We start from the raw sequence: 23,233 nt of genomic DNA, 5'->3' as shown, positions 1-23,233 counted from the left end.
GGATGGGTAGAGCGTAGCGAAACCCATCCCCCGCTGAAGGCCGACCGCCGACGACCCATACAGGCATCCCCCTGACTGTGGTGATTCATGACTCGGACCGACATCCATCACGCCCTCGGGTTGCACATGCACCAGCCGCCCGGCAACCTGCGCCTCCTGATCGATGCCAATCCTCGGGAGGCCGAGGAGATCATTCGCTGCTACGAGCGCGTGCCGCGCTATGCCCTGCAGTATCGCGACGTTGCACGGCTTCATGTCGGTTTCTCAGGTGTCTTGCTCGAGCAGCTTCTCGATCCCGAGATCGTTGATCGGTATCGTCACATCGTCGATATTCCGGAGATGCTCGCGCGCTACCGCGAGGCCGACAACATCGAGCTGATCGGCATGGGCTATTCCCATCCCATCTTCCCTTTGATCCCGCATGCCGATTGGTCGGAGCAGCTTGCCTCGGGGCGGGCACAAATGGAGCAGGTCTTCGGTCGCGCCCCGCGCGGCTTTTGGCCCCCGGAGATGGCCTTCTCCATGGCGATGATCCCCGCGCTGGTGCAGGCCGGCTACGACTACGTGGTCGTCGACGGCGTGCATGTCCGCCCGGAGGACGGCATCAGCGACATCTTTCGCCCTTACATCGCTTGCCACGAGGGTGTGTGCATCAGCGTCGTCCCGCGCGATCGCGAGGTCTCCAACGCCCAGGAGAGCGGGCTCAATCCACGTTGGTTTCGCGACGAGGTTCTGTGGCGGACCGCAGGCTCGCCGCGGCCGGACGAGAGACGACTGGTCACGACTTGGTCGGACGGCGAGAACGGCGGCTGGTTTCGCCAGACCCACGAGCCATCCGGATTCTTCGGCCACTTCTTCGCGCCCTATATGGAGCAGGTCCGCGACGGGACCTGCTCGATTATCCCGGTACGTCTCGCGGACTATCTCGGTCGGGTGACACCGACCGCCTACGCACAGGTCCAAACCGGCGCCTGGAACGTCGGATCCACCTCCGGGGAGGATCTCTCCCAGTGGGCGGGCAGCGAGCGCCAACGCGAAGCCGTCGCGGAGGTGGCGCAGTTGAGTGCCCGCTACTGGCAGCTCAAGCGTGGATCTGCGGGCGCGACCGCTCGGTGCTGCGAGCACCTCGCGCGCGCCCGTCGTTTGATCCTCGAGGCCGAGACCAGCTGTTTTCTCTTCTGGGGCGATTCCTGGATCCCGCACCTGCACGCACGAACCCATGACGCGTCGCTCGCATTGGACGAGGCGGAGATCGCGCTCGTGAAGCCGTCCCGTCAAGATGCGGCCGGGCATGGTTTGGGCGGCCTCGCGAAGTGAAGCGGTCGCTCGTTCCACGGTTCCCTTTACGAGAGCGCGGGACTCGTCTCGTGCTCGCGAGCGCAGGGGACGGCGGACTCTGCGCCTTCTGGCACCTCTCGGGCGAAGACGTCGTCCCGGCCGCGGCCGGATTCGGACGCGACGGCACCAGGCCGGAGCCCGTGTTGCGCCTGCGGCGTCTTCACGCCGGCGGCGCAACGCAGGTGAAGGAAATCGCCCTGCAGCTGCGCGGCCCGGGCGGCCACGGGGAGCAAGTCTTTTCGGTCGATGCGCGGCCGGCGCGTTACGACGCGGAGTTGGGTCTGAGCGATGCGTCGGGCGGTTGGGTGATGCTCGCTCGATCCAATGCTCTCGATCATGGTGCGCGTGTCGATGTCCGCTTGGAGCCCGTCGAGCGACTCGAGGCATCCTCCGATGCGTCGATCGAGGCTCCGGCGCCGCCCGCGACGCCCCGGACCGAACCTCCAAGGCAGGGCTCGGCAGCACCGACATCATCGGCGGCACGAGAACCGCTTGGCACGCCGCCTGTCGTTACCGAGCAGCCCGGAATCCGCGCCGTCGACGTCTTGGCCCGACGGCGTGCGGGCCTTGATCTCGGCTCTGGTCGCGAGCTTGGCCATGTTCCCGACCGCCGGGCCACGCCGGGCGCCGAGATCCCGGTGCAGCCCGATCACATCGGTCAATCGCCGATCAGGTCCCCGGATCCCGATTCGGAAGCCCCCGCGCCGCGCGACGCCGTCTCTGCATCATGGGGCGAAGACATCATCCCCGAGCCCGCTCATCCCCCCGAGCGGCGCGCGAGCGCATCGCCGACTGCGCCGATGCGCTACGGCCAGCCGACGCCCGGCGGCACGGAGCTGTTGATCGAGGCCGAGCTGCGCATCAACGGCTGTGCTGCACCCGGCTCGCTGATCGACCTCTTCGGACACCCCTACCGCGTCGGACCGGGAGGTCGCTTTCAGCTCGTCATTCGGGTCGATGATCCGGAATTGATCAAGCGGGCTCTCGAGCTCAATCCGCCCGACCTTTCCGATCGCCCTGACGCCTGAGCGCGCAGGCGGCGTTGGCGCGGCCATGCGGCGGAGTGTTGCCGGTGTTGTCGTTGGCGGTCCGGCATCGGTTTCAGCTGTCGGTCCCAGCCCCCAGGCACCAGCCTCCAGCGGCGCCGGATGCTCTGGAAACAGACCGAGCAGCTTGTTGGCGTGGAGAAACGAGGTGCGCTCATCTTTCCCCATTTAACCTTAGGCCCTTCACCTTTCACCCTAAACCTTTCTCCTCCCCGCCCCCGTCTCCATCTTCACGGTCCGAGGCGCGATGTCGATACCCTGAACAAGGAGCACCTCAGATGATTGGATCAAGATCCACCAGTCCGCGCACGACGACCCTGGTCTGCGCGCTTCTCATGTTGTTCGGAGGGACCGAAGCGATGGCCGTCGAGGAACCCGATTACACGGTTGCTCGCACCTTTCCCGATTTCGAGCTTCGTCGTTATCCACCGCATGCGGTTGCCGAGACCGAGGTCGCCGGTCCCTTCGACGAGGCCGGGAATCAGGCGTTTCGCATCCTCGCCGGCTACATCTTCGGAGACAACCGTGCGGACACCAAGATCGAGATGACGGCGCCGGTCAGCCAGCGGCCGGCGGCGGGCGGGGGCGAGCGCATCGAGATGACCGCACCCGTGGTACAGCGCCCGGCGAGCGGGACCGAGGGCGAGACCTTCGTGGTCAGCTTCGTCATGCCGGATCGGTTTACGCTGGACACCCTGCCCGAGCCCGTCGACCCGCGCGTGCGGTTGCGTGAAGAGCCCGGCAAGTTGATGGCGGTGCGGCGCTATTCCGGACGCTGGACCGAGACGAGTTATCGCGACAACGAGACCGGGCTCCTGCGTGCCGTCGAAGCGGCCGGCCTAAAGCCCCTCGCCGCGCCCGTCTATGCGCGCTACAACTCTCCATTTTCGCTCTGGTTTATGCGGCGAAACGAGGTCATGGTCGAGGTCGCGGAGACCGGGGCGAAACCCTGATCCACAACCCGGTCGGGCGCGCTTCAATCCCACATCACATAGGCGTTGTCTGCAGCCGCTGCGGTCAGCAGCTCGATCAAAGGCAGTGCCCGGTGCGCGAGACTCACGTATTGGCCCTCTTTGACGTCTTGCGGAGCACCTTGACTACCGCTCGGGGTCGGGTCGAGCGGCTCTTGCGCATGCTCTTCAACCGCGGCCTTCAGTCGCGCCAAGGCCGCCGGGATGTCCTCCGGCATAAGCGCCCCGGGGACCGCACCGCTGTGTCCCATCAGTTTGAGGAGCGTGACGGCCACGTCACCGAACATGGTGATATCGGCATACGCCTTGGTTCGAAATGTCACCAGCATGAGAACCTCGATCGGGTTGAGTCTGTATTGGACGGAGGGTTGGTCAGGATAGCGCAACTCGCTGCGGCGAGTGCGTCGTTCACGCGATGACGTCGGACGCGATCCCGAGCCGCCCGCGACCCTTTCAATCCGAGCGGCAGGCGCTAGAATGCGGTGCTCGGGGCCGCTTCGGGGATCGCACGGCCCACCCGCCGATCTCAGTTAAACTGCGTCCAGAGCGAGATGCTGACTTTCGGGTGAGCTCAGGGTTCGGTCCATCCACTGTCCTTAGCGGGGGGCGCGGTTTAAAATAATATATTTTTCATATCTTAAACCGCGCCGGCTCCGACAGTCGTCAAGTCTGTCGGGGCCGATCCCATCCAAAAACATCGCATACCGCGCTGGGCGCGGTTTAAGAGCATCATGAGCGACACCGTCGAGACGCCACGCACCAACTTTATCCGCCAGATCATCGAGGCCGATCTGGCCGCCGGCAAGCACGCGCGCATCGTCACGCGCTTCCCGCCGGAGCCGAACGGTTATCTGCATATCGGGCACGCCAAGTCCATCGTGCTGAACTTCGGCCTTGCGCAGGCGTTCGGGGGCACCTGCAATCTGCGCTTCGACGATACCAACCCGCACAAGGAGAACGTCGAGTTCGTCGACTCGATCCAGGCGGATGTGCGTTGGCTCGGGTTCGACTGGGGCGAGCGGGTCTATTTCGCATCCGACTATTTCGAGCAGCTCTACGCGTTCGCCATCGAGCTGATCGAGAAAGGCCTGGCCTACGTCTGCGACCTGAATGCCGAGGAGACCCGCAGCTACCGCGGGACCCTCGTCGAGCCCGGCCGGGACAGTCCCTATCGCGATCGCACGGTCGAAGAGAATCTGGACCTCTTCAAACGGATGCGCGCCGGCGAGTTCCCGGACGGCGCCCGCACCCTGCGTGCGCGCATCGACATGGCATCCCCGAACATCAACCTGCGAGACCCGGTGCTCTATCGCATCAAGCACGGTGTCGTCCATCATCAGACCGGGTCGGCCTGGTGTCTCTATCCGACCTACGACTACACCCATCCCATCTCCGACGCACTGGAAGGCATCACCCACTCGCTGTGCACCCTCGAGTTCGAGGACCATCGTCCGCTCTACGACTGGTGCGTGAACAATGTCTCGGTGCCCTGCAAGCCGCGTCAGATCGAGTTCAGCCGGCTGAATCTCGAATACACGGTCATGAGCAAGCGGCGCCTGACCGAGCTGGTCGGCGAGCGTCATGTCCACGGCTGGGACGACCCGCGCATGCCGACCGTTGCCGGCCTGCGACGTCGCGGCTACACGCCGGGTGCGATCCGCGACTTCTGCGAGCGGGTCGGGATCACCAAGTCCGACAACCTGGTCGAGATGGCCCTGCTCGAAAGCACCATCCGCGAAGACCTGGACGCGACGGCGCCGCGTCGGATGGCCGTGCTGCGTCCCCTGAAGGTCGTGATCGTCAACTATCCGGAAGGCAAGACCGAGTCGATCGAAGCCCACAATCACCCCAAAGATGCGTCGATGGGCGAACGAGCCGTCCCGTTCGCACGCGAGATCTATATCGATCGTGCGGACTTCGAGGAGATCCCACCCAAGGGTTTCAAGCGTCTGATCCCGGGCGGCGAGGTGCGTTTGCGCAATGCCTATGTGATCCGGTGTGAGGAGGTTGTGAAGGATGTCGACGGCGAGATCGTCGAGCTTCGGGCCAGCGCCGATCTGGACACGCTCGGCCGCGACCCGCAAGGCCGCAAGGTCAAGGGCGTCGTCCATTGGGTGTCGGCCGAGCATGGCGTACGGGCGGAGATCAGGCTCTACGATCGGCTGTTCCGCGTCCCGGTGCCGGGCGCAGGCGGGGCCGATTTCCGGCCCGACATCAACCCCGATTCACTGCTCATCCTCACCGACGCTGTTCTCGAGCCGACCTTGCAGGGTGCCGAAGCGGGCGCACGTTTTCAGTTCGAGCGCGAGGGCTACTTCGTCGTCGATGCCGATTCGACGCCGCAGCGCCCCGTCTTCAATCTCACCGTCGGACTCCGCGATACCTGGGGCAAGAGCCACCCATGAGCGACGTGCAGGACGATCTCGATGCCGCTCCTGCCGGGATCCCCTGGCACGAGCGTCGCGCCGCGGATCTCGGGTTGCGTCTCTACGCCTCGTTCGTGTCCCCGGCGGCGATCCTGCGGGCATTCCGGCGCGATGCCCTGCAGGCTAGAACGCTGGCGCAAGGTCTCTCGGAAGAGCAGGGGAGGGCTCGGGTGCGGATCGCGCGCTTTCCGGGGATCGAGGACAGCAGTCGCGACTGGTCCGTCTACATGACGCTCGATCATCTCGTCATGGTCAACACCGCCGTGATGGTCCTGATCCACGCGATCTGTACGGATCACAATCACGGGGCCGAGATCGGTCTGGAGGACGTCCGGCCGCACGATGATGCCGGGCCGGATCGGATCGTTGCGTTGGGAGCCGCGGTCGAGCGCTACACGGATGTGGTCCAGCGACTGGGCGCGCTGCGCTCGCGCGAGCGGCACCCGCATCCTTGGTTCGGCCCGCTCAATGCACGTCAGTGGCACGCCGTGGCCGCAATCCATAATCGGACGCATCGCGCTCAGATCGAAAAGATCCTGCGGCGCCTCCAATCATGACGGGTGGCCATGACGACGGTGACATGATGGCGGGACAGGGCACTCACGGCGTCGACGCGCTCGGGCACCTGTATCGCGATCTCGTCGGCTGTCGGCGCTGCTCCGGGATGCAGGGGCCGCCCGTGCACGGTCAGGCGGTCATCTCGCCGGTCATGATGGTCGGTCAGGCCCCGGGCACGCGCGAGATCCTGCAGGGCATTCCGTTTTGCTGGACCGCCGGCAAGACGCTCTTTCGTTGGTTCGAGTCCATCGGGATCGACGAGCAGACCTTTCGCAGGCGCGCCCTCATGAGCGCCGTCTGCCGCTGCTTTCCCGGCAAGAACCCGAAAGGCGGCGACCGCGTTCCCGACGCCGTCGAGGTCGAGCGATGCAGCGGCTGGTGGCAAACGGAGGTCGAGCTGGCACGGCCCCGATTGATCATCCCGGTCGGCAAGCTCGCCATCGTCCAGTTCATGGAGTCCAAGCGTCTGAACGATGTCGTCGGAGCCCAGTGGCCCTATCGCTCCCCGAGCGGTTTGGAGGCCGACCTCATCCCGCTCCCGCATCCCTCGGGCGCCTCGACCTGGTTCAAGATGGAGCCGGGTAAGACGCTGCTCGAACAGGCGCTGTCCCTGATCGAGGTGCACCCCGCCTGGCGGGAGATTCGGACCGCGTCGGCCGCGGCGCAAGCATCGCGTGCCGGTCGGATCGGCGCGGCTTGATGCGAAATTCGGTCGCGTCATCGCGATCGGTCTTCTTTGGGAACAATCGATTGTGCGTCGCGCCCGCGGCGTCACCTTCCGCCGATCACCACCGGAGAGAACCATGAAAGCAAGAGCCGCCGTCGCCTGGGAGCCCGCGAAGCCCCTGTCCATCGAAGAGATCGATGTCGAGGGTCCGAAGGAGGGTGAGGTCCTGCTCAAGGTCATCGCCTCGGGCGTCTGTCATACGGATGCCTTTACCCTCTCCGGACAGGATCCGGAGGGTGCCTTCCCCTGCGTGCTCGGTCACGAGGGCGGCTGCGAGGTGGTGGAATGCGGACCCGGCGTGAAGGACCTGAAACCGGGGGATCATGTCATCCCGCTCTACATCCCGGAGTGCGGCGACTGCGAATACTGCCGTTCCACCAAGTCCAACCTCTGCCAATCCATCGCCTCCACCGTCTGGACCGGTTACATGCCGGACGGGACACGTCGCTTCTCGCACAAGGGCAAGCCGATCTTTCACTACATGGGCTGCTCGACCTTTTCCGAATATACGGTCGTGCCCGAAATCGCCCTGGCGAAGATCAATCCCGCCGCACCGCTCGATAAGGTCTGCCTGCTCGGCTGCGGGATCACGACCGGCATCGGTGCGGTCTTGAATACGGCCAAGGTGGAAGCCGGCTCGACCGTTGCTGTATTCGGACTCGGCGGGATCGGCCTCTCCGTCATCCAGGGCGCGGTGATGGCGAAGGCGGCCCGCATCATCGCGGTGGATCTGAATCCCGCCAAATTCGAGATGGCGCGTCAGCTCGGCGCCACCGACTGCATCAACCCGAAGGATCTGACCGGCAGCGTCACCGAGGCCATCGTCGAGATGACCCGCGGCGGCGTGGACTACTCCTTCGAATGCATCGGCAACGTGGAGGTGATGCGACAGGCGCTCGAGTGCTGCCGCATGGGCTGGGGTGTCTCGACCATCATCGGGGTGGCCGGCGCCGGACAGGAGATCCGCACCCGACCCTTCCAACTGGTCACGGGCCGCACCTGGAAGGGCAGCGCCTTCGGCGGGGTCAAGGGCCGCACCCAACTCCCGGGCTACGTCGAGCAATATCTGGCCGGGGAGATCGAGGTGGACCGCATGGTGACCCACACCATGCCGCTCGAAGACATCAACCGCGCATTCGATCTCATGCACAGCGGAGAGAGTATCCGCTCCGTGATTCTATTCTGAGCGTCACCGCGAAGACCCCCTCCCCCCTGACCCCTCCCGCGAGGGGAGGGGGAGACCCTAATGCCTTGTCTGCGCGTACTCCCTCCCCTTGCGGGGGAGGGTCGGGGAGGGGGGTATGCAACCCACTCCGAGTCTTGATCGTATTCCGAGGGTCTGAAGATGGAACGCATCGAACGCATTCGCGAATTCGGCGGCTGGCTGGAGCGCTATATCCACGACTCCGCCGTCTGCAACTGCCGCATGACCTTCTCGGTCTACCTGCCCCCGCAGGCCGAGGCCGCTGCAGTTCCGACGGTCTATTTCCTCTCCGGGCTGACCTGTACCGACGACAACGTCCGGGTCAAGGCCGGTGCCCAGCGGTATGCCGCCGAGCTGGGTCTGGCGCTTGTAATGCCGGACACCAGTCCGCGCGGCGAGCAGGTGGCCGACGCGCCGGACCGATACGATCTGGGGCAGGGCGCCGGCTTCTACGTCAACGCCGCGCGTGAGCCTTGGGCCGCGCACTACCGGATGTTCGACTACGTGAATCTGGAGCTGCCGGCCTTGGTGGAGCGCGCGCTGCCGCTCATCCCCGGACGGCGCTCCATCACCGGGCATTCGATGGGCGGGCATGGCGCCCTGATCAGCGCACTGAAGAACCCCGGCCTCTACCGCTCGGTGTCCGCCTTCGCGCCCATCTGCAACCCGGTCGAATCCGGCTGGGGTGGCGGCTGCTTCGCCGCCTATCTGGGCGACGACCCGGCGAGTTGGAAGGACTGGGACGCCACCGAGCTGATCCGCGCGGGCGCCGAGCCGATGCCCTTGTTCATCGATCAAGGCACCGACGACGAGTTCCTGCTCGAAGGTCAGCTCGGACCCGAGGCCCTATCGCAAGCCTGCAAGGAACGCGGCATCCCGCTGATCCTGCGGATGCAGCCCGATTACGACCACAGCTATCACTTCATCGCCACCTTCATCGGGGAGCATCTGGCTTACCACGCACGCGCCCTGACGTCCCGCAGCTGAGTTCGCGCGTCCGCCCGATCGGCCTGTGTCATAGCCCGCCGACGCGCACGTAGATCAGGCACCCAGCATCCGAAAACGGGGTGTGTTGGCTCATGTGCGGACTGCGGATCCAGGTCCCTTGCGGATAGCGGCCGTGCTCGTCGGCGAATTCGCCCTCGAGCACCAGGATCTCCTCGCCGCCCCAATGCGTGTGGCGCTGGAAGTGAGTCCCCGGTGCCCAGCGCACCAGCGCCACGCTCTCCGGATAGCCCCCCTGCGAATAGAGCGGGCGTACCCCGAGCCCGTCCACGAGTCCGGGTCTCCAGCTGTCCGTCGCGGTCGTGTCCTCGACCAGCCGCAGCCGATCCATGCCGGGGTACTGGCGCAGCCGCACGAACAGGGTGCAGCCGGTCTGCGAACGCGGTGAATGACGACTGCCGTGGGGATTCATCAGGAAGGTCCCGGCCGGGTAGTCGCCGTGCTCGTCGGAGAAGACCCCGTCGAGCACCAGAATCTCCTCGCCCTGCGGATGCGCGTGCTCCGGGAAGGCCCCGCCCGGTGCGTAGCGCACCAGGCTGGTCACGGGTCCGGACTCGCCACCCTGTCGATACAGCGGCTTGCGCCATACGGTGCCGCTCGGGCTGGCCTCCCAGGTCATCGACGTCGTCTCGACCACCACGCGCTGCGTCGTGTCGGCGTTGACGTCGGCCAGTGCCGGGAACGGCGGGGGTGGGGTCTCTTTGGTCTGCATGGGGGTGTTCACCGTGAAATTGCCGGTCAGTCCGAGCGCATCGAACCTGTCAAGGCCAGGTGGCGGCGGTCGACGCTCTCGTCAACGGGGCCGCGACGCCAAGCCCGTGTTCCGGTTTCCGTCCACCGACGTCTGCCTCCCGAAGACAGTGCGCGCTTACGCCTTGGATTGACGGCGCGCGACCCGATCTGCGATGCCATCTACAGAGAGCAGTTCAAGGAGCCCGTCACCATGTCCGTTCTTCGATCCGTCCGTCCCCACACAGTCGTCGTGCTCGTCGCGCTTTTCCTGATCAGCGGCGCAGCACAAGCCGGCTCGACCCTGTCCGCCACCGAGGCGCTGGAGAAGACGCGCGCCGGCGAGATCACGTTCATCGATATCCGCACTCCGGCCGAATGGCGCCAGACAGGCGTTGCGGCCGGCGCGCTCACGCTCGACATGACCGCACCGACCTTCGTGCAGGATGTCGCGAAGGCCGTCGAGGGCGATCGCAACGCCCCCATCGTGCTCATCTGCCGTACCGGAAACCGGACCGGCTACACGCGAGACGCCCTCGAAAAGCTGGGGTTCACCAACGTCTCTCATGTCGCCGAAGGCATGGCTGGAAGCAAAGCCGGTCCCGGCTGGGTGCGCCGAGGGCTGCCGGTGGAGAGCTGCAAGACCTGCTAAACCGCGCCCAGAGCGGTATGCGATGTTTTTGGATGGGATCGGCCCCGGCAGATTTGACGACCGTTGGAGTTGGCGCGGTTTAAGAGATCGAAAAATATTGTATTTTAAACCGCGTCCTCGCCAAGGGTCGTGGATGCACCTAACGTTGAACTCACTCGAAAATGAGCATCTTACTCTGGACGCGGTTTAGACGCAGGGATCGGCGGCGCGACCTCGTTGCGCTTCGCGCAGTCGGGGCGTCTGCCTCTTGATCCCGGCACGACGGTCTTCCCTCACGGACTCCGCCATCGGATCCCGGTGGCGAGAGCGATGCCCGAGGCGATCATCAGTGCGCCGAACAGATGGTAGACATGCAGCCGCTCCCCGAGCAGCAGGACGGCGAGTCCGGCACCGAAAATCGGTATCAGGTGCATGTACTGCCCGGTGCGGTTCGGTCCCATCTCCACAACGGCGCGGTTCCAGAACACGTAGGCCAGCACCGACGGAAACACGGCCACATACCCGATCGCAGCGAGATTGGTCGGGTTCGGCTCGAAGCGATGTCCAGAGACAAGATCCCAGGCGTAGAGCCCCAGCAGCGGGAGCAGACCGATGGCGATGATCGCGGCGAGAAAGGGTTTCGGCTCCAGCTCCCTCGGACGCCAGCGCAGGAAGACCGAATAGAGCGCCCAGTCCAGGCTTGCGGCCAGGATCCAGAGGTCGCCGCGATTGAGCTCCATCTCCCCGAGCATCAGCGGCCGACCTTCGGTCGCAACGAGGATCACCCCGGCGAGCGACAGCAGGATGCCGAGGATCTGTGCGCGCTGCAGCGGTGCTCGAAAGAACAGGACGGACAACCCGAGAATCACCACCGGGGTGACCGAGGTCAGCAGCACGGCGTTCGTCGCCGTCGTGCTCTGGAGGCCCAGGTAGGCAAAGGTGTTGTAGTTGGTGATCCCCAGCAGGGCGAACAGGGTGAGCACCGGCCAATGGCGCCTGAGCAGTTCGCGCTGCCGCCACAGATCGGCGTACGCGAACGGCAGCAGAACGAGCAGCGCGATCGCCCAGCGCCAAAAGGAGAGTGCGAGTGGGCTGATGTCCGCGTGCAGTGCGCGGGCCAACACGAAGTTGCCGGCCCAGAACAACGGGGGCAGCGCGGCCAGCAACCAGATCGGAGGAATGGCGTTCATAGGCCGGCAAACCAGGTGCACGATCAAGCGATGGGTTCGCGAGTTCAGCGGTTATTCCGCTTGGCTTCGGCGGCGCACGATGGCCATGATGTTGTCCGCGGCGAAGTCCACCGCATCGCGGAAGGGGTACAGAATGACGGGCGCACCGATCTGCCAGAGCTGTGCGCCTTGCGCGTCGTCGCGGGCGACGACGGCGATCTCGCCGGCGAAACGACGCTCGGCCAAGGCGTAGAGCAGCACGCGGTTTGAATCCAGGTCGGGCAAGGTGCTGATGACCCAGCGCAGCCCGTCCATGGGGAGACTATCCAGAAAGGCCGCGTCATGTCCATCGCCGAAGCGGACCGTCAAGCCGGTGTCGGATAGGCGCCGTACAACGTCCGGATCACAATCCACACCGATCACATGCAGACCCTCCTCGCGCAGGCGTCGCGCCAAGCGCAGTCCGTAGCGGCCAAGCCCGATCACCAACACCTCCGGCTGCGGCTCGTTCGAAGCCGGGTTTTCGCCGGCGATCTCGCGGTAAGGCCGGCGTCGCTCGAACAGCCCGAGCAGAGGCGCGAGGGTGCGGTACAAGGGGTGCGAGTACAGGATCATGTAGGTCGACAGGGTGATGGTGATCAGCCCGACCAAGGTCGTCAGCCCGAGCGCCTCGACGCCGACATGACCCAGACTGATCCCCATTGCCACGAAGACGATCGAGAATTCGCTGATCTGGGCGACCGTCAGGCCCGCCAGAAACCCGGTTCGCTTGCGATAACCCATCCCGCCCATGATGGCCATCACGATCAACGGATTGCCGATGAGCACGAACAGCGACAGCCAGACGGCGGGCCAGACTTCGGCACCGAGGGTCGTCAGGTCAAGCTCGGCACCGAGATGGATGAAGAAGAAGAGCAGCAGAAAGTCGCGGATGCCCGTCAGGCGCGCGCTGATGACCTCGCGATAGGCGGTCGAAGCCAACGCGAAACCGGCCAGGAAGGCTCCGGCTTCCTTGGAGAATCCTACCCATTCCCCGAGTGCCGCGAGCCCGGTGCCCCACGCGATGGCGAAGATCAGGAGCAACTCCTGCGAGCGTGCGATGCGATGCAGGAGATCCGGGAGGACATAGCGCATCAACACGAACATCAGCACCGCCGCGGCCGCGATGCGCCCCGTCAGCGAGATCGCGACGTTCCAGGCCGACGCGTCGGCGCCCGTGCCGAGCGCGCTCATCGCCATCATCGCCAGCACGACGGCGATATCCTGCACGATCAGGAAACCGATCGCGATGCGCCCGTGCAGCGCGTCGAGCTCGCCCTTGTCGGAGAGCAGCTTGACGATGATGATGGTGCTCGAGAAGGTCAGCGCGACCGCGACATAGAGTGCTTCGACCAGTCCCTTGCCCAAGGCCAGGATAAGCAGAAAGCCGAAGACGATCGTGAAGGCGAGTTGGCCCAAGCCGGTGGCCAAGGCGACCGGGCCGATGTCGCGCACCCGTGTCAGGTCCAGCTTCAGCCCCACCACGAATAAGAGCACCGCCACGCCGACTTGGGCGAGCACCTCGATCTGATCGTGGGAGGTGACCAACGCGAATCCCGCCGGACCGACCGCGATGCCGACGACGATGTACGCAATCAGCAGCGGTTGTTTCAGGCGCACCGCGATCGCGCCCGCAACGGCGGCGATCACGAGAAGGAAGGCAAGCTCGGCAAAGGCGTCGGTCATCGCAATCCCGTCGTTCGACCTGCCGCATTCCACATGTGCTCGCTCATCCTCGTGTGGTGTCGTCGCGTTCTCGGGGGCGATGCGACATCATCGATCGCGATCGCAGGGCGCTCGGGCGGATCTTTAGGATCTCGGGAGGCCCGGGGCTCGTTGAGCATGTCATTCATGAACGACCGGGAGCCGCTGTCACTCAGAGGCTTCCGGTGGCTTTGCGACGTACTCGCGACGATCGTGGGAGGTGCGGGAAGCGACGCCGAAACCTAAACTGCGTCCAGAGCGACATGCGCATTTTCGTGTGAGATCGACGTTCAGTGCATCCACGACACTTAGCGGCGACGCGGTTTAAAATAATCTTTTGAATATCTTAAACCGCGCCGACTCCAACGGTCGTCAAGTCTGCCGGGACCGATCCCATCCAAAAAATCGCATGTCGCGCTGGGCGCGGTTTAAGCCAGGTCGAAGCGGTCCGCGTTCATGACCTTCGTCCATGCCGCAACGAAGTCTTGCACGAACTTTTCCCTGTTGTCGTCTTGCGCATAGACCTCGGCATAGGCGCGTAGGATCGCGTTCGACCCGAACACGAGATCCACTCGGGTCGCCGTCCACTTGATCTCATCCGTCTTGCGGCTACGGATTTCGTACAGGTTGTTGCCTGTCGGCTTCCAGGTGTAGCCCATATCCGTCAGATTCACGAAGAAGTCGTTCGTCAGAACACCTTCCCGATCGGTGAGCACACCGTGCTTGGTGCCGCCGTAATTGGTGCCCAACACACGCATGCCGCCGACGAGCGCCGTCATCTCATGGGCGGTGAGGCCCATCAGCTGCGTCCGGTCGAGCATCAGCTCCTCGGCGGTGACGACGTAGTCCTTCTTGAGCCAGTTGCGATACCCGTCATGGATCGGCTCCAGTGGCTCGAACGACTCGGCGTCCGTCATCGCGTCGGTGGCATCGCCACGACCGGGTGCAAAGGGAATGTCGATCGCGAAACCGGCTGCCCTGGCGGCCTGCTCGATACCGACGTTGCCGGCCAGGACGATGACGTCGGCCAGACTGGCGCCGGTCTCGGCCGCAATGCCCTCGAGGACGCCCAGAACCCTCGAAAGACGCGAGGGCTCATTGCCCTCCCAGTCCTTTTGCGGGGCCAAACGGATGCGTGCACCGTTGGCACCGCCGCGCATGTCCGAGCCGCGGAAGGTCCGCGCACTGTCCCATGCCGTGGCGACCATGTCGCCGACGCTCAGACCGCAGTCAGCAATCTTGGCCTTCAGCGCGTCGAGGTCGTAATCGGTGCGGCCTGCGGGTACTGGATCCTGCCAAATCAGGTCTTCCTGCGGGACATCGGGGCCGATGTAGCGCGCCTTGGGGCCCATGTCGCGATGCGTCAGCTTAAACCAGGCACGCGCGAAGACCTCCGACAAATAGTCGGGATCTCTGTAAAACCGTTCGGAAATTTCCCGATACGCCGGGTCCATTTTCAAGGCCATATCGGCATCGGTCATGATCGGGTTGTAGCGGATCGAAGGATTCTCGACATCGACGGGCTTTTCTTCCTCCTTGATGTCCTTGGGCTCCCACTGCCAAGCGCCTGCCGGGCTCTTCTTGAGCTCCCAGTCATGCTCGAGCAGCATGGCGAAGTAGCCGTTGTCCCACTGCGTGGGGTGGGTCGTCCAGGCGCCTTCGATGCCGCTGGTCACGCTGTCGCGGCCGATGCCGCGGGTGGTGTGGTTGTTCCAGCCGAGCCCCTGCTCCTCCACATCGGCCGCTTCAGGTGCCGGCCCCAACAGACCCGCGTCGCCATTGCCGTGGCACTTTCCGACCGTGTGGCCACCGGCGGTCAGGGCAACGGTCTCCTCGTCGTTCATGGCCATGCGCGCAAAGGTCACGCGCACATCGTGTGCCGTCCGCAGCGGATCGGGATTGCCGTCGACACCTTCGGGGTTGACGTAGATCAGGCCCATCATCACGGCAGCCAAGGGGTTTTCCAGCTCCCGATCGCCCGAATAACGGCTGTCGGGGCTGTCGCTGGGCGCCAGCCATTCCTTCTCCGAGCCCCAATAGGTGTCCTTCTCGGGATGCCAGATATCCTCGCGCCCGAAGGCAAAGCCGTAGGTCTTGAGCCCCATCGATTCATAGGCCACCGTACCGGAGAGAACGATCAGGTCGGCCCAGCTGATCTTGTTGCCGTATTTTTTCTTGATCGGCCAAAGCAGACGCCGCGCCTTGTCCAGGTTGACGTTGTCGGGCCAGCTGTTGATCGGGGCAAAGCGCTGATTGCCCGTGCCGGCACCGCCGCGGCCGTCTGCAATGCGGTAGGTGCCCGCAGCATGCCAGGCCATGCGGATCATCAGACCGCCGTAATGCCCCCAGTCCGCGGGCCACCAATCCTGGCTGTCGGTCATCAGGGCGTGCAGGTCTTTCTTGAGCGCCTCGACGTCGAGTGTCTTGACCGCTTCACGATAGTCGAAGTCCGCCCCCATCGGATTGGTCTTGGTGTCGTGCTGGTGAAGGATGTCGAGGTTCAGCGCCTTCGGCCACCAGTCCATGACCGATGTTCCGGCGGCGGTATTTCCGCCGTGCATTACCGGGCATTTGCCGGCAGTCGTCGTCACAGTCTTGTCCATCTCTAACCTCCGTTCGTGGCCTCATGGTCTGAAGTCGGTTTGTCTTGGGTGCTCGTCAGGCACGAAACGAGAATACGGACCGCCAAGAAAGATGGCTAATCGTTTGGCTGTATGCAGTGAATCGTTTGTGACGATCGTATATAATATTTCGATAGTAATAACGGATGATTCTGGCTGCGTGCCGGCACCCGAAGCACGCAAAAGCCGCTCTCGGGGCTGTAGTCGGTGAAGCGTTCGATGGCGCCGCCGAATGGCTCTGCTGTCGCTCATGCGGCCTGCGGGTGCGGCGGGCGACGAGCACGGTCGGCGTGTCTTCAGCGATCTGTTCGCAAGGGTATCGCCGACGGCGGCTCTTCGAGTCAATGCAGCAAGATCTCGATCTGCAACCGCTGGTTGTGTTCGGCGTCCGGGTCGAGGCGGCGGACACGGGCGCTCATACGGCGCTGTCGGGCCAGCAGCCGGGCAACGACCAGGTTCTCGTCACGCGGGAGATAGCCCAGCATGTGGCCCTGCCAATGGATGGCGACGGCATCGCCGTCGTAGGGGTTGTCGCGCTCCGCGCTCAGGGTCAAGGGTGAGCCGGCCCGCAAGACAGGCAGGACGGCCGGCGCCTCGTGGTGGCGGAATCCCGCAAGGCGGCTGCGCTGGATCACGAGATGACGGCCAATGATGGCCTCGTCGAGAGAGGGCTCGGGGACGTTCGTTGCAGATCGCTTCCGATGGGACATCGCGGTCGCCTCATAGATCCGGATAGCCTGATCCTACAGGGGTGGGTGGCTCAAAAGGTGAGCCACCCACCTGTTTTTTTCGGTATCGAGAGGGTCGCCTCCTCAGAGGATCAAGGCAACGACCGCGCCGGTCATCAGCGTTGCCATGGTCCCGGCGAGAACCGACTTCAGCCCGAGCGCGACGATCTCGTCGCGACGTTCCGGAGCCATGACCCCGAGGCCGCCGATCATGATGCCGAGGCTCCCGAGATTGGCGAAGCCGCACAGCGCGTAGGTCATGATCAGCCGGCTGCGCTCGCTGAGCTCGGCACTCGGGGTGCCGGCCAGCTCGATATAGGCGATCAGCTCGTTGAGGATCGTCTTGATGCCCATCAGGGAGCCGGCGACCTGCGCCTCGGACCAGGGGATGCCGATCAGCCAGACGACCGGGGCCATGGCCCAGCCGAGGATGCGCTGTGCGGTCAGGGGCTCGCCGGCCACGGCCGGCAGCAGGCCCAGCATCTGGTTGGCGAGACTCACCAGCGCGACCATGACGATCAACATCGCCAGGATGTTGAGCCAGAGCGGGATGGCGTCGAGCGTGCCGCGGGTGATGGCGTCCATGCTGCTGCGCGACTCGATCGGGATGGCGACGATCGCCCGGTCCGCCGCGTCCGGATGCTCCGGTACCAGGATGCCGGCGATCATCAAGGCTGCCGGCGCGCTGATCAGGGAGGCGGTCAGGATGTGTCCCATCGCATCCGGCACGGTGTCGGAGAGGATCCCGGCGTAGAGCACCATGACGGTCCCGGCGACGGTAGCCATGCCGCAGGTCATGAGTGCGAAAAGCGCCGAGCGCGACAGTCCAGCCAGGTAGGGCCGGATCAAGAGGGGCGCCTCGGTCATGCCGACGAAGACGTTCGCCGCCGCCCCCAGCCCCAGCGCCCCGCCGGTCCCCATGGTCCGTCGCAACAGCCAGGCGAAGCCGCGCACGACCAGCGGCAGAACCCGCCAATGGAAGAGCAGGGCGGAGACTGCGCTGATCACCAGGATCAGCGGAAGCGCCTGAAAGGCGAGCACGAAGGTGTTCTGCGGATAGCGCGTCTCGAAAGGCGCCGCGCCGCCGCCGAGGAAGCCGAACACCAGCTCGGTGCCGGCTTGGGTGGCGCGTTGCACGGACAGCACCAAGTCGGTCAGCGCCAGAAAGGCCGTCTGGGCGAGCGGCAGCTTCAGCAGCAGGAGCGCGAGGGCGATCTGGAGCGCCAGACCGGCGATGACCAGGCGCGGACTGACCGCGCCACGCCGCTCGCTCGCGAGCCAGGCCAGAGCGATGGTGACGCCCAGCCCGAGCAAGGGCTGCAAGGTGCTCGGCATGAGGCGTAGACCGGACCGGTTCAGTGCTGCGAGGGCGATGGCTCATGGCGGGTCAGCTCGGCGAAGAGCTGTTTGGCGTCCACCGCGTCGAAGGCGTAGTTGCGGTTGCAGAACTCGCAGGTGACGCTGACCGCGCCCTCCTCGGCGAGGATGTCGTCCACCTCGGCCGGGCCGAGGAGCTTGAGCGTCTCCTCGATCCGGGTGCGCGAGCAGCCGCACCGAAAGGCGATTGGCTCGGGCTCGAAGAGCCGGATCGACTCCTCGTTGAAGAGCCGATACAGCAGATCGCCAGCGGATTGGCCGGTCAGCTCCTCGCGCGTGAGCGTGTCGGCAAGGATGCCGATCCGCGCCCAATCCTCGTCGCTCAAACCCTCGCCGGGGAGACGCTGGAGCAACAGACCCGCGGCGCGGTGCTCTCCGGCCGTGAGCCACAGCCGCGTCGGGAGCTGCTCGGAGTCGACGAAATACCGCTCGATCGCCGCCGAGAGATCCGCCCCTTCCAGCGGCACGATCCCCTGATAGGGCTCGGCGCCGCGCCGCTCGATCGTCAAGGCCAGGTGGCCCTGCCCAAACCGCGCCGCGAGTGTCCCCTCGGCGGGCACCTCGCCTTCCCAGCGGGCAAGCCCGCGGACCTTGTGCTCGTGGGTCGCCTGAGCAACCAGGGTGCGGATGGGTCCTTTCCCTTGTGCCTGCAGGATCAGTGAGCCCTCGAACTTGATCGTCGAGGCGAGCAGCGTCACGGCGGCCAGGGACTCCCCGAGCGGATCGCGTACCGCTTCCGGGTAGGGGTGTGCACCCAGGACGGCACGCCAGGTCGCATCCAAATGGACCAGGTTCCCCCGAATCCCGATGTTCTCGAAGGTAAAGCGATAAAGACGATCCGAGTCGCTCATCCGATACTCCAAGGGCGGTGCTCCAAGGGGCCGACTGTTGCCCCGTTACACCTTGTTGCAATTTGTCATCGATCAGGTCGTGTGTCCGATCCGCAGCTACGGATTGTCCTGAACGCCCTGACTGCGCTTGATGCGTCTTCTAGTTTCAATCTGTTACATGCGCGGCGTAGGTCTGTTTTCGGCGTCCGAGGCGACTCGGCGAGGCTTGCAAGTAATTAAGCAAAGACTAATATTAGATCCAACGTTGTAGCTAAAAGGAAACAAACATGATGCCTCTCATCTTAAGTCTGATCACGGCAACCCTCTTCTTGACCTTGGCCGGCGCGACCTACGGAGCCGAAGCGCTCCTGGCCACCGCCTGGGTCCCGATGGTGGCCTTGGGGCTGCTCGGGTCCGGGATCACCGTCTACATCCTGAGCGAGCAGGCCAAGCAGTGACCGTCACGACATCCATCGAACCCCGGTGCGCCTCGGCGCACCGGCGCCCGACCCGCTCAGCCTTTGCCTGAATCCCGCAGGAACTCCTCGACTGCATTGCCGAGGTCGCGTTCTCCCGCGAGAACGGCTGGCTCGAAACCTCGTCTCCAGTAGGGCATCAACAGACGTGCCTGACGCCACTCCTCGAAGAGGATGCGCGCCAAGGGTCCTCCCTCTTCGATAAAGCCCGAATCGCGAAAATCCCGCTCCGCGCGAGCGCGGTCGTAGTCGAACCGCACAATCTCCCAGGTCCAACGCCCCCGGCGCTCTTCGAGCAAGGCGTAGCTTCCGCGTGTGTCGCCGTCGAACGGCGAGCCGACCGAGCCGACGTTCAGGATGGGTGTGCCGTCCAGCTCGCGATGCAGGGGGCGATGGGTGTGCGCCGTCACGAACAGGGCGACATCCACCGGGAGGTTGCCGCGGATCTCCTCGTCCGAAACGCCGGCCGAGATGCCGAAGCGGTTCCCGGCCATGGTCCCGTGCGTGACGTGCACCCAGCTCGAATCGCTCTCGCCGTGGAAACAGAGATGATCCGGCCAGCCTTCCAGTGCCGCGATGCGCTCGCGCAACTGCTCGTAGGTCCAGTCGGCGAAACGCCGCATCTGTCCCTCCAGCTCGGTACGGGGCGGCTCCAGAGCGCAGCGCAGGATCCAAGCCTCGTGATTGCCCTTCACCGGCAACCAGCCGCGTGTCCGGCGCAGCTCGTCGAACAGCTCCACACAGGCAAGGCTGCTCGGACCGCGATTGACCAGGTCCCCGTCCATCACCACCAGATCCGGATCCCAATCGAGGATCCGCTCGACCGCGACCTCCATCGCCGGCAGGTTGGCTTGAACATCGGAAAAGATCGCAACCTTCATGATCGGGGCGTCCCCTGTTAAACCGCGTCCTGTGCGGTATGCGTCGTTTCCAGTGGGCGGCCAGCTCGGCATCCCTCTGAGGTGTTGGCGTCGACGCGGTTTAAGTGTTTAATTAATAGATATTTTTAGCTGAATGGCTCTTTGATGATTATAGATCCTGAACCGCGTCCAGCTCCATACGCAGATCATGGCCACCGACCGCATCAGCTCTGCGAACCTCTGCATATCGCGCCCGGAGGACGCGGTTCAGCAGGCGACCTGCCCGATCTGCTTGCGCACCGACTCAACCTTCCCCTCCATCCGCCCGCCCGGACCCTTCCGGATGTCGAGCTTCGCCGTCGCATAGACGCGCTCGCAACCCAAGGCGTCGAGGATCTCATGGGCGCGCTCGATCAGTGCGAGCGCCTCGGGCAGGGTGTCGGTTTCCACGACGGTGCCCATCGGCGAGAGTCGGTAGTCGTGGCCGCTGTCGCGGATCATGGCGATGACGGGGGCGACGAAGCCGCTGACGCCGGCACCTCGGTCGACCGGGAAGATGCTGAGATCGAGCAGAACGGACATGATACAACCTTGGGATTTTGCCTGACCTCGGCCGAAGGCCGAGGCATGAAAGCCGAACGAGGATTGCCCTGCGGCGGACCTGAACTATAGACTGAAGTTCATTAGACGCCCTGCATCAGCCGGGAACAAGTCGACCATGAAGGATCTGCAATGGCCATCCAGACCGACCCCGAGAGCCCGAGCGACGTCGCCGAGCCGGATTGGGAAACCCCCTTGTCGCTGACCTTGACACCGTCACTCCTCATCCACTCCTTAATGGGGACGGCCAGCGCGGTCCACACCGGCTGGAGTAGTTGCGTCGACGACTCCCTGGTGCTCTCCGACCTGGTCTCGATGGAGGATCGCGCCGGCAACTATATCCGACTCGCCGAGCAGGAATTCGTCGAGGACGATCAGCCGGGCACGGTCTGGCACGACTGGACGCTCGAGGTGCGCATCGGCACCGTGCTGACGACCGGACACTGGCAGTTCCCGGTGACCGCGCATCCCTCGGAGTGGGAGTGGAACGCACGCGAGGCCGGTCGGGCATTCGAGCGGGCCTGCCTCCTGGTCGGGCGCAGGGTGCGTCGCACCATGGCCGTGGAGGATCCCGCACCGACCGATTCGGTCCCGCGTGCGAGTCGGCACTAGCCCGAGCCGGACGTATCTCGGGCTTGAGCGTCGTCGCGAGGCGGCTTGAATAGACGCTCGTCATCGTCCAGAGTTATCGGGCAGGCGGGGCACCGTGCCGCGCCGCGCTCCAAGGAGAGAAGCATGAAGATGAGTTTCGATGTCGAGATGACGCCGGAAGAGATGCGCAAGCTGTTGGGCTTGCCGGACGTCGAAGCCTTTCAGCGCCAGTTGATGGACGACATTCGCGAGCGCATGGTTGCCGGCACCGAGGGTTACGACCCGATCAAGCTCTTCCAACCCTACGTGACCGGGACCATGGCCTCGTGGGATATGTTCCAGAAGATGCTGACGAATGCGACGAGCATGTCGTCCGGCACAACGGGCTCGAGCAGCGAGAGCTCGGCCGCCGAGTCCACGCCGCGACGAAAATAGTGCGCACGACACCGCGGAGGAGATGACGAATGCTTCATCGGTTGCTGATCCTCGGCTGCAGGACCATGCGCGACGGGGTGGTCGTTTCGGCGATCTTTTTCGTCGCGGCCATCTTGCTCTTTGTGGCCGTGCGATATGTCCTGCCCGAGCTGGCCTACCTGCAGCAGATCGTCCTGTTCTTCGCGCTCGTGCTCATCATTCTCGCGCCGATCGTGCTCGTCTCGACCTTTCTCCTGTCGGTGATCCCTGGCGCTCGAGAAAAGCTCGACAAGTGCGAGCATTGAGGGATCGGACCGAGACCGGCCCGTGCTTTTAGCGGTTAACCGTCATGTAGTTGGATAAATGATCCGCGATCGGCTGAAACTGCTCCAGCACCGTCTCGGGCGAGGCAATCCATAGAATCCAAAAACCGACATGGAGCAGGACGATGAGCCAGAAGGTCACCTGATAGCTCGCTTTCACGGTCTTGTGGCGCATCATCTGCTGGGCGATATAGGCACCTGGCCAACCGCCCGCCATCTCGACCAAGTGGAGCGAGGACTCCGGGATGCGCCAGTTGCCTTGGATCGCGCGAAGCTTATCGCGGGCATACATCAGGAAGGCAAGCGAGCTGAAGACCGGGTAGGCGATGAAGGGGAGCGGTGTCAGCGGCGCCATCTTGGCGGCAGCGACGAGACACACCAGCGATAGAACGGCAACCATGGCGGTCTGCAGGTTGAGCGGGAGCCGTTTGAGCGTCTGGTCGCGCGGGTTTCGGGGGCGCGCCGATTGAACGCCGCCGACATGCCTCCGACTGCCGTCGGCGCCAACTCCGGCCCGCTCCTTGCGGACGTAGACCGGTTTCGCCCTGACTGCGGGAACGGCCTGTACCGCTGTCCGGCCTGAGTAACCTGCTGCAACCGCTTTGATCACCCGTTGACCGCGCCCCCGAGGATCGTCGCCTGCACTGAAAACCAGGGACGTTCCGATGTTGGGAATCAAGCCTGAAGGGAGTGCACTGACGTGGACGAAGACGTCCTTGCCACCGTCGTTTGGCCGGATGAACCCGAACCCCTTGGCCCCGTCCCATCGAACCAGCGTTCCTTCGCGAAAGCGGTTTCTGTCGGTTTGAATATCCATATCGGTCTCTTTGGCTTGTTGCAACGACGTCCCGAGCTCCGGGGATCAC

24 protein-coding genes are annotated in these 23,233 nt (G+C 64.5%); 13 read left to right on the top strand and 11 right to left on the bottom strand.

Annotated elements, in window-relative coordinates:
- Positions 1–87 precede the first annotated feature (87 nt).
- The 3 genes from BLV04_RS09385 (at position 88) to BLV04_RS09375 (ending at position 3,337) form a co-directional block, all read left to right on the top strand.
- Complete coding sequence (locus tag BLV04_RS09385; protein WP_175534561.1) at positions 88–1,317, top strand: polysaccharide deacetylase family protein; 1,230 nt, start codon at positions 88–90, stop codon at positions 1,315–1,317.
- 50 nt (positions 1,318–1,367) lie between these two features.
- Complete coding sequence (locus tag BLV04_RS09380; protein ID WP_093030478.1) at positions 1,368–2,366, top strand: hypothetical protein; 999 nt, start codon at positions 1,368–1,370, stop codon at positions 2,364–2,366.
- Positions 2,367–2,662: 296 nt separating this feature from the next.
- Entirely contained in the window at positions 2,663–3,337 is a 675-nt protein-coding gene (locus BLV04_RS09375; RefSeq protein ID WP_245731816.1) for an SOUL family heme-binding protein, read from the top strand.
- 23 nt (positions 3,338–3,360) lie between these two features.
- On the opposite strand, the gene BLV04_RS09370 is transcribed toward BLV04_RS09375, so the two are convergent.
- Positions 3,361–3,684, bottom strand: coding sequence for a DUF1840 domain-containing protein (locus BLV04_RS09370; protein WP_093030475.1), 324 nt, complete (start codon positions 3,682–3,684; stop codon positions 3,361–3,363).
- Between the two features lie 402 nt (positions 3,685–4,086).
- On the opposite strand from BLV04_RS09370, the gene BLV04_RS09365 reads away from it, so the two are divergent.
- The 5 genes from BLV04_RS09365 (at position 4,087) to fghA (ending at position 9,257) form a co-directional block, all read left to right on the top strand.
- Positions 4,087–5,760, top strand: a complete 1,674-nt coding sequence (locus tag BLV04_RS09365) for a glutamine--tRNA ligase/YqeY domain fusion protein (RefSeq protein ID WP_093030472.1) — start codon at positions 4,087–4,089, stop codon at positions 5,758–5,760.
- Complete coding sequence (locus tag BLV04_RS09360; RefSeq protein ID WP_093030469.1) at positions 5,757–6,338, top strand: DinB family protein; 582 nt, start codon at positions 5,757–5,759, stop codon at positions 6,336–6,338. Before BLV04_RS09365 ends, BLV04_RS09360 begins: the two co-directional genes overlap by 4 nt.
- A gap of 26 nt (positions 6,339–6,364) precedes the next feature.
- Entirely contained in the window at positions 6,365–7,039 is a 675-nt protein-coding gene (locus BLV04_RS09355; protein ID WP_371828640.1) for a uracil-DNA glycosylase family protein, read from the top strand.
- A 103-nt stretch (positions 7,040–7,142) separates the two neighbouring features.
- The gene (locus tag BLV04_RS09350; RefSeq protein ID WP_093030837.1) at positions 7,143–8,252 is read left to right on the top strand and encodes an S-(hydroxymethyl)glutathione dehydrogenase/class III alcohol dehydrogenase; all 1,110 of its coding nucleotides are present in this window, start codon (positions 7,143–7,145) and stop codon (positions 8,250–8,252) included.
- A gap of 159 nt (positions 8,253–8,411) precedes the next feature.
- Entirely contained in the window at positions 8,412–9,257 is an 846-nt protein-coding gene (gene fghA / locus BLV04_RS09345; protein ID WP_093030466.1) for an S-formylglutathione hydrolase, read from the top strand.
- A 28-nt stretch (positions 9,258–9,285) separates the two neighbouring features.
- On the opposite strand, the gene BLV04_RS09340 is transcribed toward fghA, so the two are convergent.
- Positions 9,286–9,987 (bottom strand): cupin domain-containing protein, encoded by a 702-nt coding sequence (locus tag BLV04_RS09340; RefSeq protein ID WP_093030463.1) that lies wholly within the window; start codon positions 9,985–9,987, stop codon positions 9,286–9,288.
- A 168-nt stretch (positions 9,988–10,155) separates the two neighbouring features.
- On the opposite strand from BLV04_RS09340, the gene BLV04_RS09335 reads away from it, so the two are divergent.
- Positions 10,156–10,656, top strand: a complete 501-nt coding sequence (locus BLV04_RS09335) for a rhodanese-like domain-containing protein (RefSeq protein ID WP_245731815.1) — start codon at positions 10,156–10,158, stop codon at positions 10,654–10,656.
- 272 nt (positions 10,657–10,928) lie between these two features.
- Here the strand turns inward: BLV04_RS09335 and BLV04_RS09330 are convergent, their stop codons facing one another.
- From BLV04_RS09330 to hslO, 6 genes are all read right to left on the bottom strand, one after another.
- The gene (locus BLV04_RS09330; protein WP_093030460.1) at positions 10,929–11,825 is read right to left on the bottom strand and encodes a DMT family transporter; all 897 of its coding nucleotides are present in this window, start codon (positions 11,823–11,825) and stop codon (positions 10,929–10,931) included.
- A gap of 51 nt (positions 11,826–11,876) precedes the next feature.
- The gene (locus BLV04_RS09325) at positions 11,877–13,529 is read right to left on the bottom strand and encodes a cation:proton antiporter (protein ID WP_093030457.1); all 1,653 of its coding nucleotides are present in this window, start codon (positions 13,527–13,529) and stop codon (positions 11,877–11,879) included.
- 446 nt (positions 13,530–13,975) lie between these two features.
- Complete coding sequence (gene katG, locus BLV04_RS09320; protein ID WP_093030454.1) at positions 13,976–16,150, bottom strand: catalase/peroxidase HPI; 2,175 nt, start codon at positions 16,148–16,150, stop codon at positions 13,976–13,978.
- Positions 16,151–16,509: 359 nt separating this feature from the next.
- Positions 16,510–16,878: an HIRAN domain-containing protein gene (locus BLV04_RS09315; protein ID WP_093030451.1), complete on the bottom strand. Its 369-nt coding sequence runs from the start codon at positions 16,876–16,878 to the stop codon at positions 16,510–16,512.
- A gap of 102 nt (positions 16,879–16,980) precedes the next feature.
- Positions 16,981–18,231, bottom strand: coding sequence for a NupC/NupG family nucleoside CNT transporter (locus BLV04_RS09310; protein WP_093030449.1), 1,251 nt, complete (start codon positions 18,229–18,231; stop codon positions 16,981–16,983).
- Between the two features lie 20 nt (positions 18,232–18,251).
- Positions 18,252–19,124, bottom strand: a complete 873-nt coding sequence (gene hslO, locus BLV04_RS09305) for an Hsp33 family molecular chaperone HslO (protein WP_093030831.1) — start codon at positions 19,122–19,124, stop codon at positions 18,252–18,254.
- Positions 19,125–19,390: 266 nt separating this feature from the next.
- Between hslO and BLV04_RS24875 the strand changes: the two genes are divergently transcribed.
- Positions 19,391–19,561 (top strand): hypothetical protein, encoded by a 171-nt coding sequence (locus BLV04_RS24875; protein ID WP_175534560.1) that lies wholly within the window; start codon positions 19,391–19,393, stop codon positions 19,559–19,561.
- 56 nt (positions 19,562–19,617) lie between these two features.
- On the opposite strand, the gene BLV04_RS09300 is transcribed toward BLV04_RS24875, so the two are convergent.
- Both BLV04_RS09300 and BLV04_RS09295 read right to left on the bottom strand, forming a co-directional pair.
- Positions 19,618–20,460, bottom strand: a complete 843-nt coding sequence (locus BLV04_RS09300; protein ID WP_093030446.1) for a metallophosphoesterase family protein — start codon at positions 20,458–20,460, stop codon at positions 19,618–19,620.
- Positions 20,461–20,706: 246 nt separating this feature from the next.
- Positions 20,707–21,021 carry an MTH1187 family thiamine-binding protein gene (locus BLV04_RS09295; protein ID WP_093030443.1) on the bottom strand — a complete coding sequence of 105 codons (315 nt, stop codon included), beginning with the start codon at positions 21,019–21,021 and terminating at the stop codon, positions 20,707–20,709.
- A 150-nt stretch (positions 21,022–21,171) separates the two neighbouring features.
- On the opposite strand from BLV04_RS09295, the gene BLV04_RS09290 reads away from it, so the two are divergent.
- The 3 genes from BLV04_RS09290 (at position 21,172) to BLV04_RS09280 (ending at position 22,349) form a co-directional block, all read left to right on the top strand.
- A complete protein-coding gene (locus BLV04_RS09290) occupies positions 21,172–21,651 on the top strand; it encodes a hypothetical protein (RefSeq protein ID WP_093030440.1) in 480 nt (159 codons plus the stop codon).
- A gap of 123 nt (positions 21,652–21,774) precedes the next feature.
- Complete coding sequence (locus BLV04_RS09285; protein WP_093030436.1) at positions 21,775–22,065, top strand: DUF6489 family protein; 291 nt, start codon at positions 21,775–21,777, stop codon at positions 22,063–22,065.
- A 29-nt stretch (positions 22,066–22,094) separates the two neighbouring features.
- Positions 22,095–22,349, top strand: a complete 255-nt coding sequence (locus BLV04_RS09280; protein WP_093030433.1) for a hypothetical protein — start codon at positions 22,095–22,097, stop codon at positions 22,347–22,349.
- 28 nt (positions 22,350–22,377) lie between these two features.
- Here BLV04_RS09280 and BLV04_RS25875 read toward each other — a convergent pair whose 3' ends face one another.
- Positions 22,378–23,184, bottom strand: a complete 807-nt coding sequence (locus tag BLV04_RS25875) for a DUF1294 domain-containing protein (protein ID WP_093030828.1) — start codon at positions 23,182–23,184, stop codon at positions 22,378–22,380.
- Positions 23,185–23,233 lie beyond the last annotated feature (49 nt).

Origin of the sequence: Thiocapsa roseopersicina (genome assembly GCF_900106925.1) — a bacterium.
Lineage (GTDB): Bacteria > Pseudomonadota > Gammaproteobacteria > Chromatiales > Chromatiaceae > Thiocapsa > Thiocapsa roseopersicina.
The sequence above is the reverse complement of the archived record's forward strand: the minus strand, read 5'-3'. Positions and strand labels throughout refer to the sequence as shown.

Coding starts and splice junctions, on each gene's coding strand:
- BLV04_RS09355 (WP_371828640.1), top strand. CDS start 6,365: ATGGCGGGACAGGGCACTCACGGCGTCGACGCGCTCGGGCACCTGTAT.
- BLV04_RS09290 (WP_093030440.1), top strand. CDS start 21,172: ATGGCCATCCAGACCGACCCCGAGAGCCCGAGCGACGTCGCCGAGCCG.
- BLV04_RS09315 (WP_093030451.1), bottom strand. CDS start 16,878: ATGTCCCATCGGAAGCGATCTGCAACGAACGTCCCCGAGCCCTCTCTC.
- BLV04_RS09295 (WP_093030443.1), bottom strand. CDS start 21,021: ATGTCCGTTCTGCTCGATCTCAGCATCTTCCCGGTCGACCGAGGTGCC.
- BLV04_RS09325 (WP_093030457.1), bottom strand. CDS start 13,529: ATGACCGACGCCTTTGCCGAGCTTGCCTTCCTTCTCGTGATCGCCGCC.
- BLV04_RS09310 (WP_093030449.1), bottom strand. CDS start 18,231: ATGCCGAGCACCTTGCAGCCCTTGCTCGGGCTGGGCGTCACCATCGCT.
- BLV04_RS09350 (WP_093030837.1), top strand. CDS start 7,143: ATGAAAGCAAGAGCCGCCGTCGCCTGGGAGCCCGCGAAGCCCCTGTCC.
- BLV04_RS09285 (WP_093030436.1), top strand. CDS start 21,775: ATGAAGATGAGTTTCGATGTCGAGATGACGCCGGAAGAGATGCGCAAG.
- BLV04_RS09330 (WP_093030460.1), bottom strand. CDS start 11,825: ATGAACGCCATTCCTCCGATCTGGTTGCTGGCCGCGCTGCCCCCGTTG.
- katG (WP_093030454.1), bottom strand. CDS start 16,150: ATGGACAAGACTGTGACGACGACTGCCGGCAAATGCCCGGTAATGCAC.
- BLV04_RS09300 (WP_093030446.1), bottom strand. CDS start 20,460: ATGAAGGTTGCGATCTTTTCCGATGTTCAAGCCAACCTGCCGGCGATG.
- fghA (WP_093030466.1), top strand. CDS start 8,412: ATGGAACGCATCGAACGCATTCGCGAATTCGGCGGCTGGCTGGAGCGC.
- BLV04_RS09370 (WP_093030475.1), bottom strand. CDS start 3,684: ATGCTGGTGACATTTCGAACCAAGGCGTATGCCGATATCACCATGTTC.
- BLV04_RS24875 (WP_175534560.1), top strand. CDS start 19,391: ATGATGCCTCTCATCTTAAGTCTGATCACGGCAACCCTCTTCTTGACC.
- BLV04_RS09385 (WP_175534561.1), top strand. CDS start 88: ATGACTCGGACCGACATCCATCACGCCCTCGGGTTGCACATGCACCAG.
- BLV04_RS09360 (WP_093030469.1), top strand. CDS start 5,757: ATGAGCGACGTGCAGGACGATCTCGATGCCGCTCCTGCCGGGATCCCC.
- BLV04_RS25875 (WP_093030828.1), bottom strand. CDS start 23,184: ATGGATATTCAAACCGACAGAAACCGCTTTCGCGAAGGAACGCTGGTT.
- BLV04_RS09340 (WP_093030463.1), bottom strand. CDS start 9,987: ATGCAGACCAAAGAGACCCCACCCCCGCCGTTCCCGGCACTGGCCGAC.
- BLV04_RS09365 (WP_093030472.1), top strand. CDS start 4,087: ATGAGCGACACCGTCGAGACGCCACGCACCAACTTTATCCGCCAGATC.
- hslO (WP_093030831.1), bottom strand. CDS start 19,124: ATGAGCGACTCGGATCGTCTTTATCGCTTTACCTTCGAGAACATCGGG.
- BLV04_RS09280 (WP_093030433.1), top strand. CDS start 22,095: ATGCTTCATCGGTTGCTGATCCTCGGCTGCAGGACCATGCGCGACGGG.
- BLV04_RS09375 (WP_245731816.1), top strand. CDS start 2,663: ATGATTGGATCAAGATCCACCAGTCCGCGCACGACGACCCTGGTCTGC.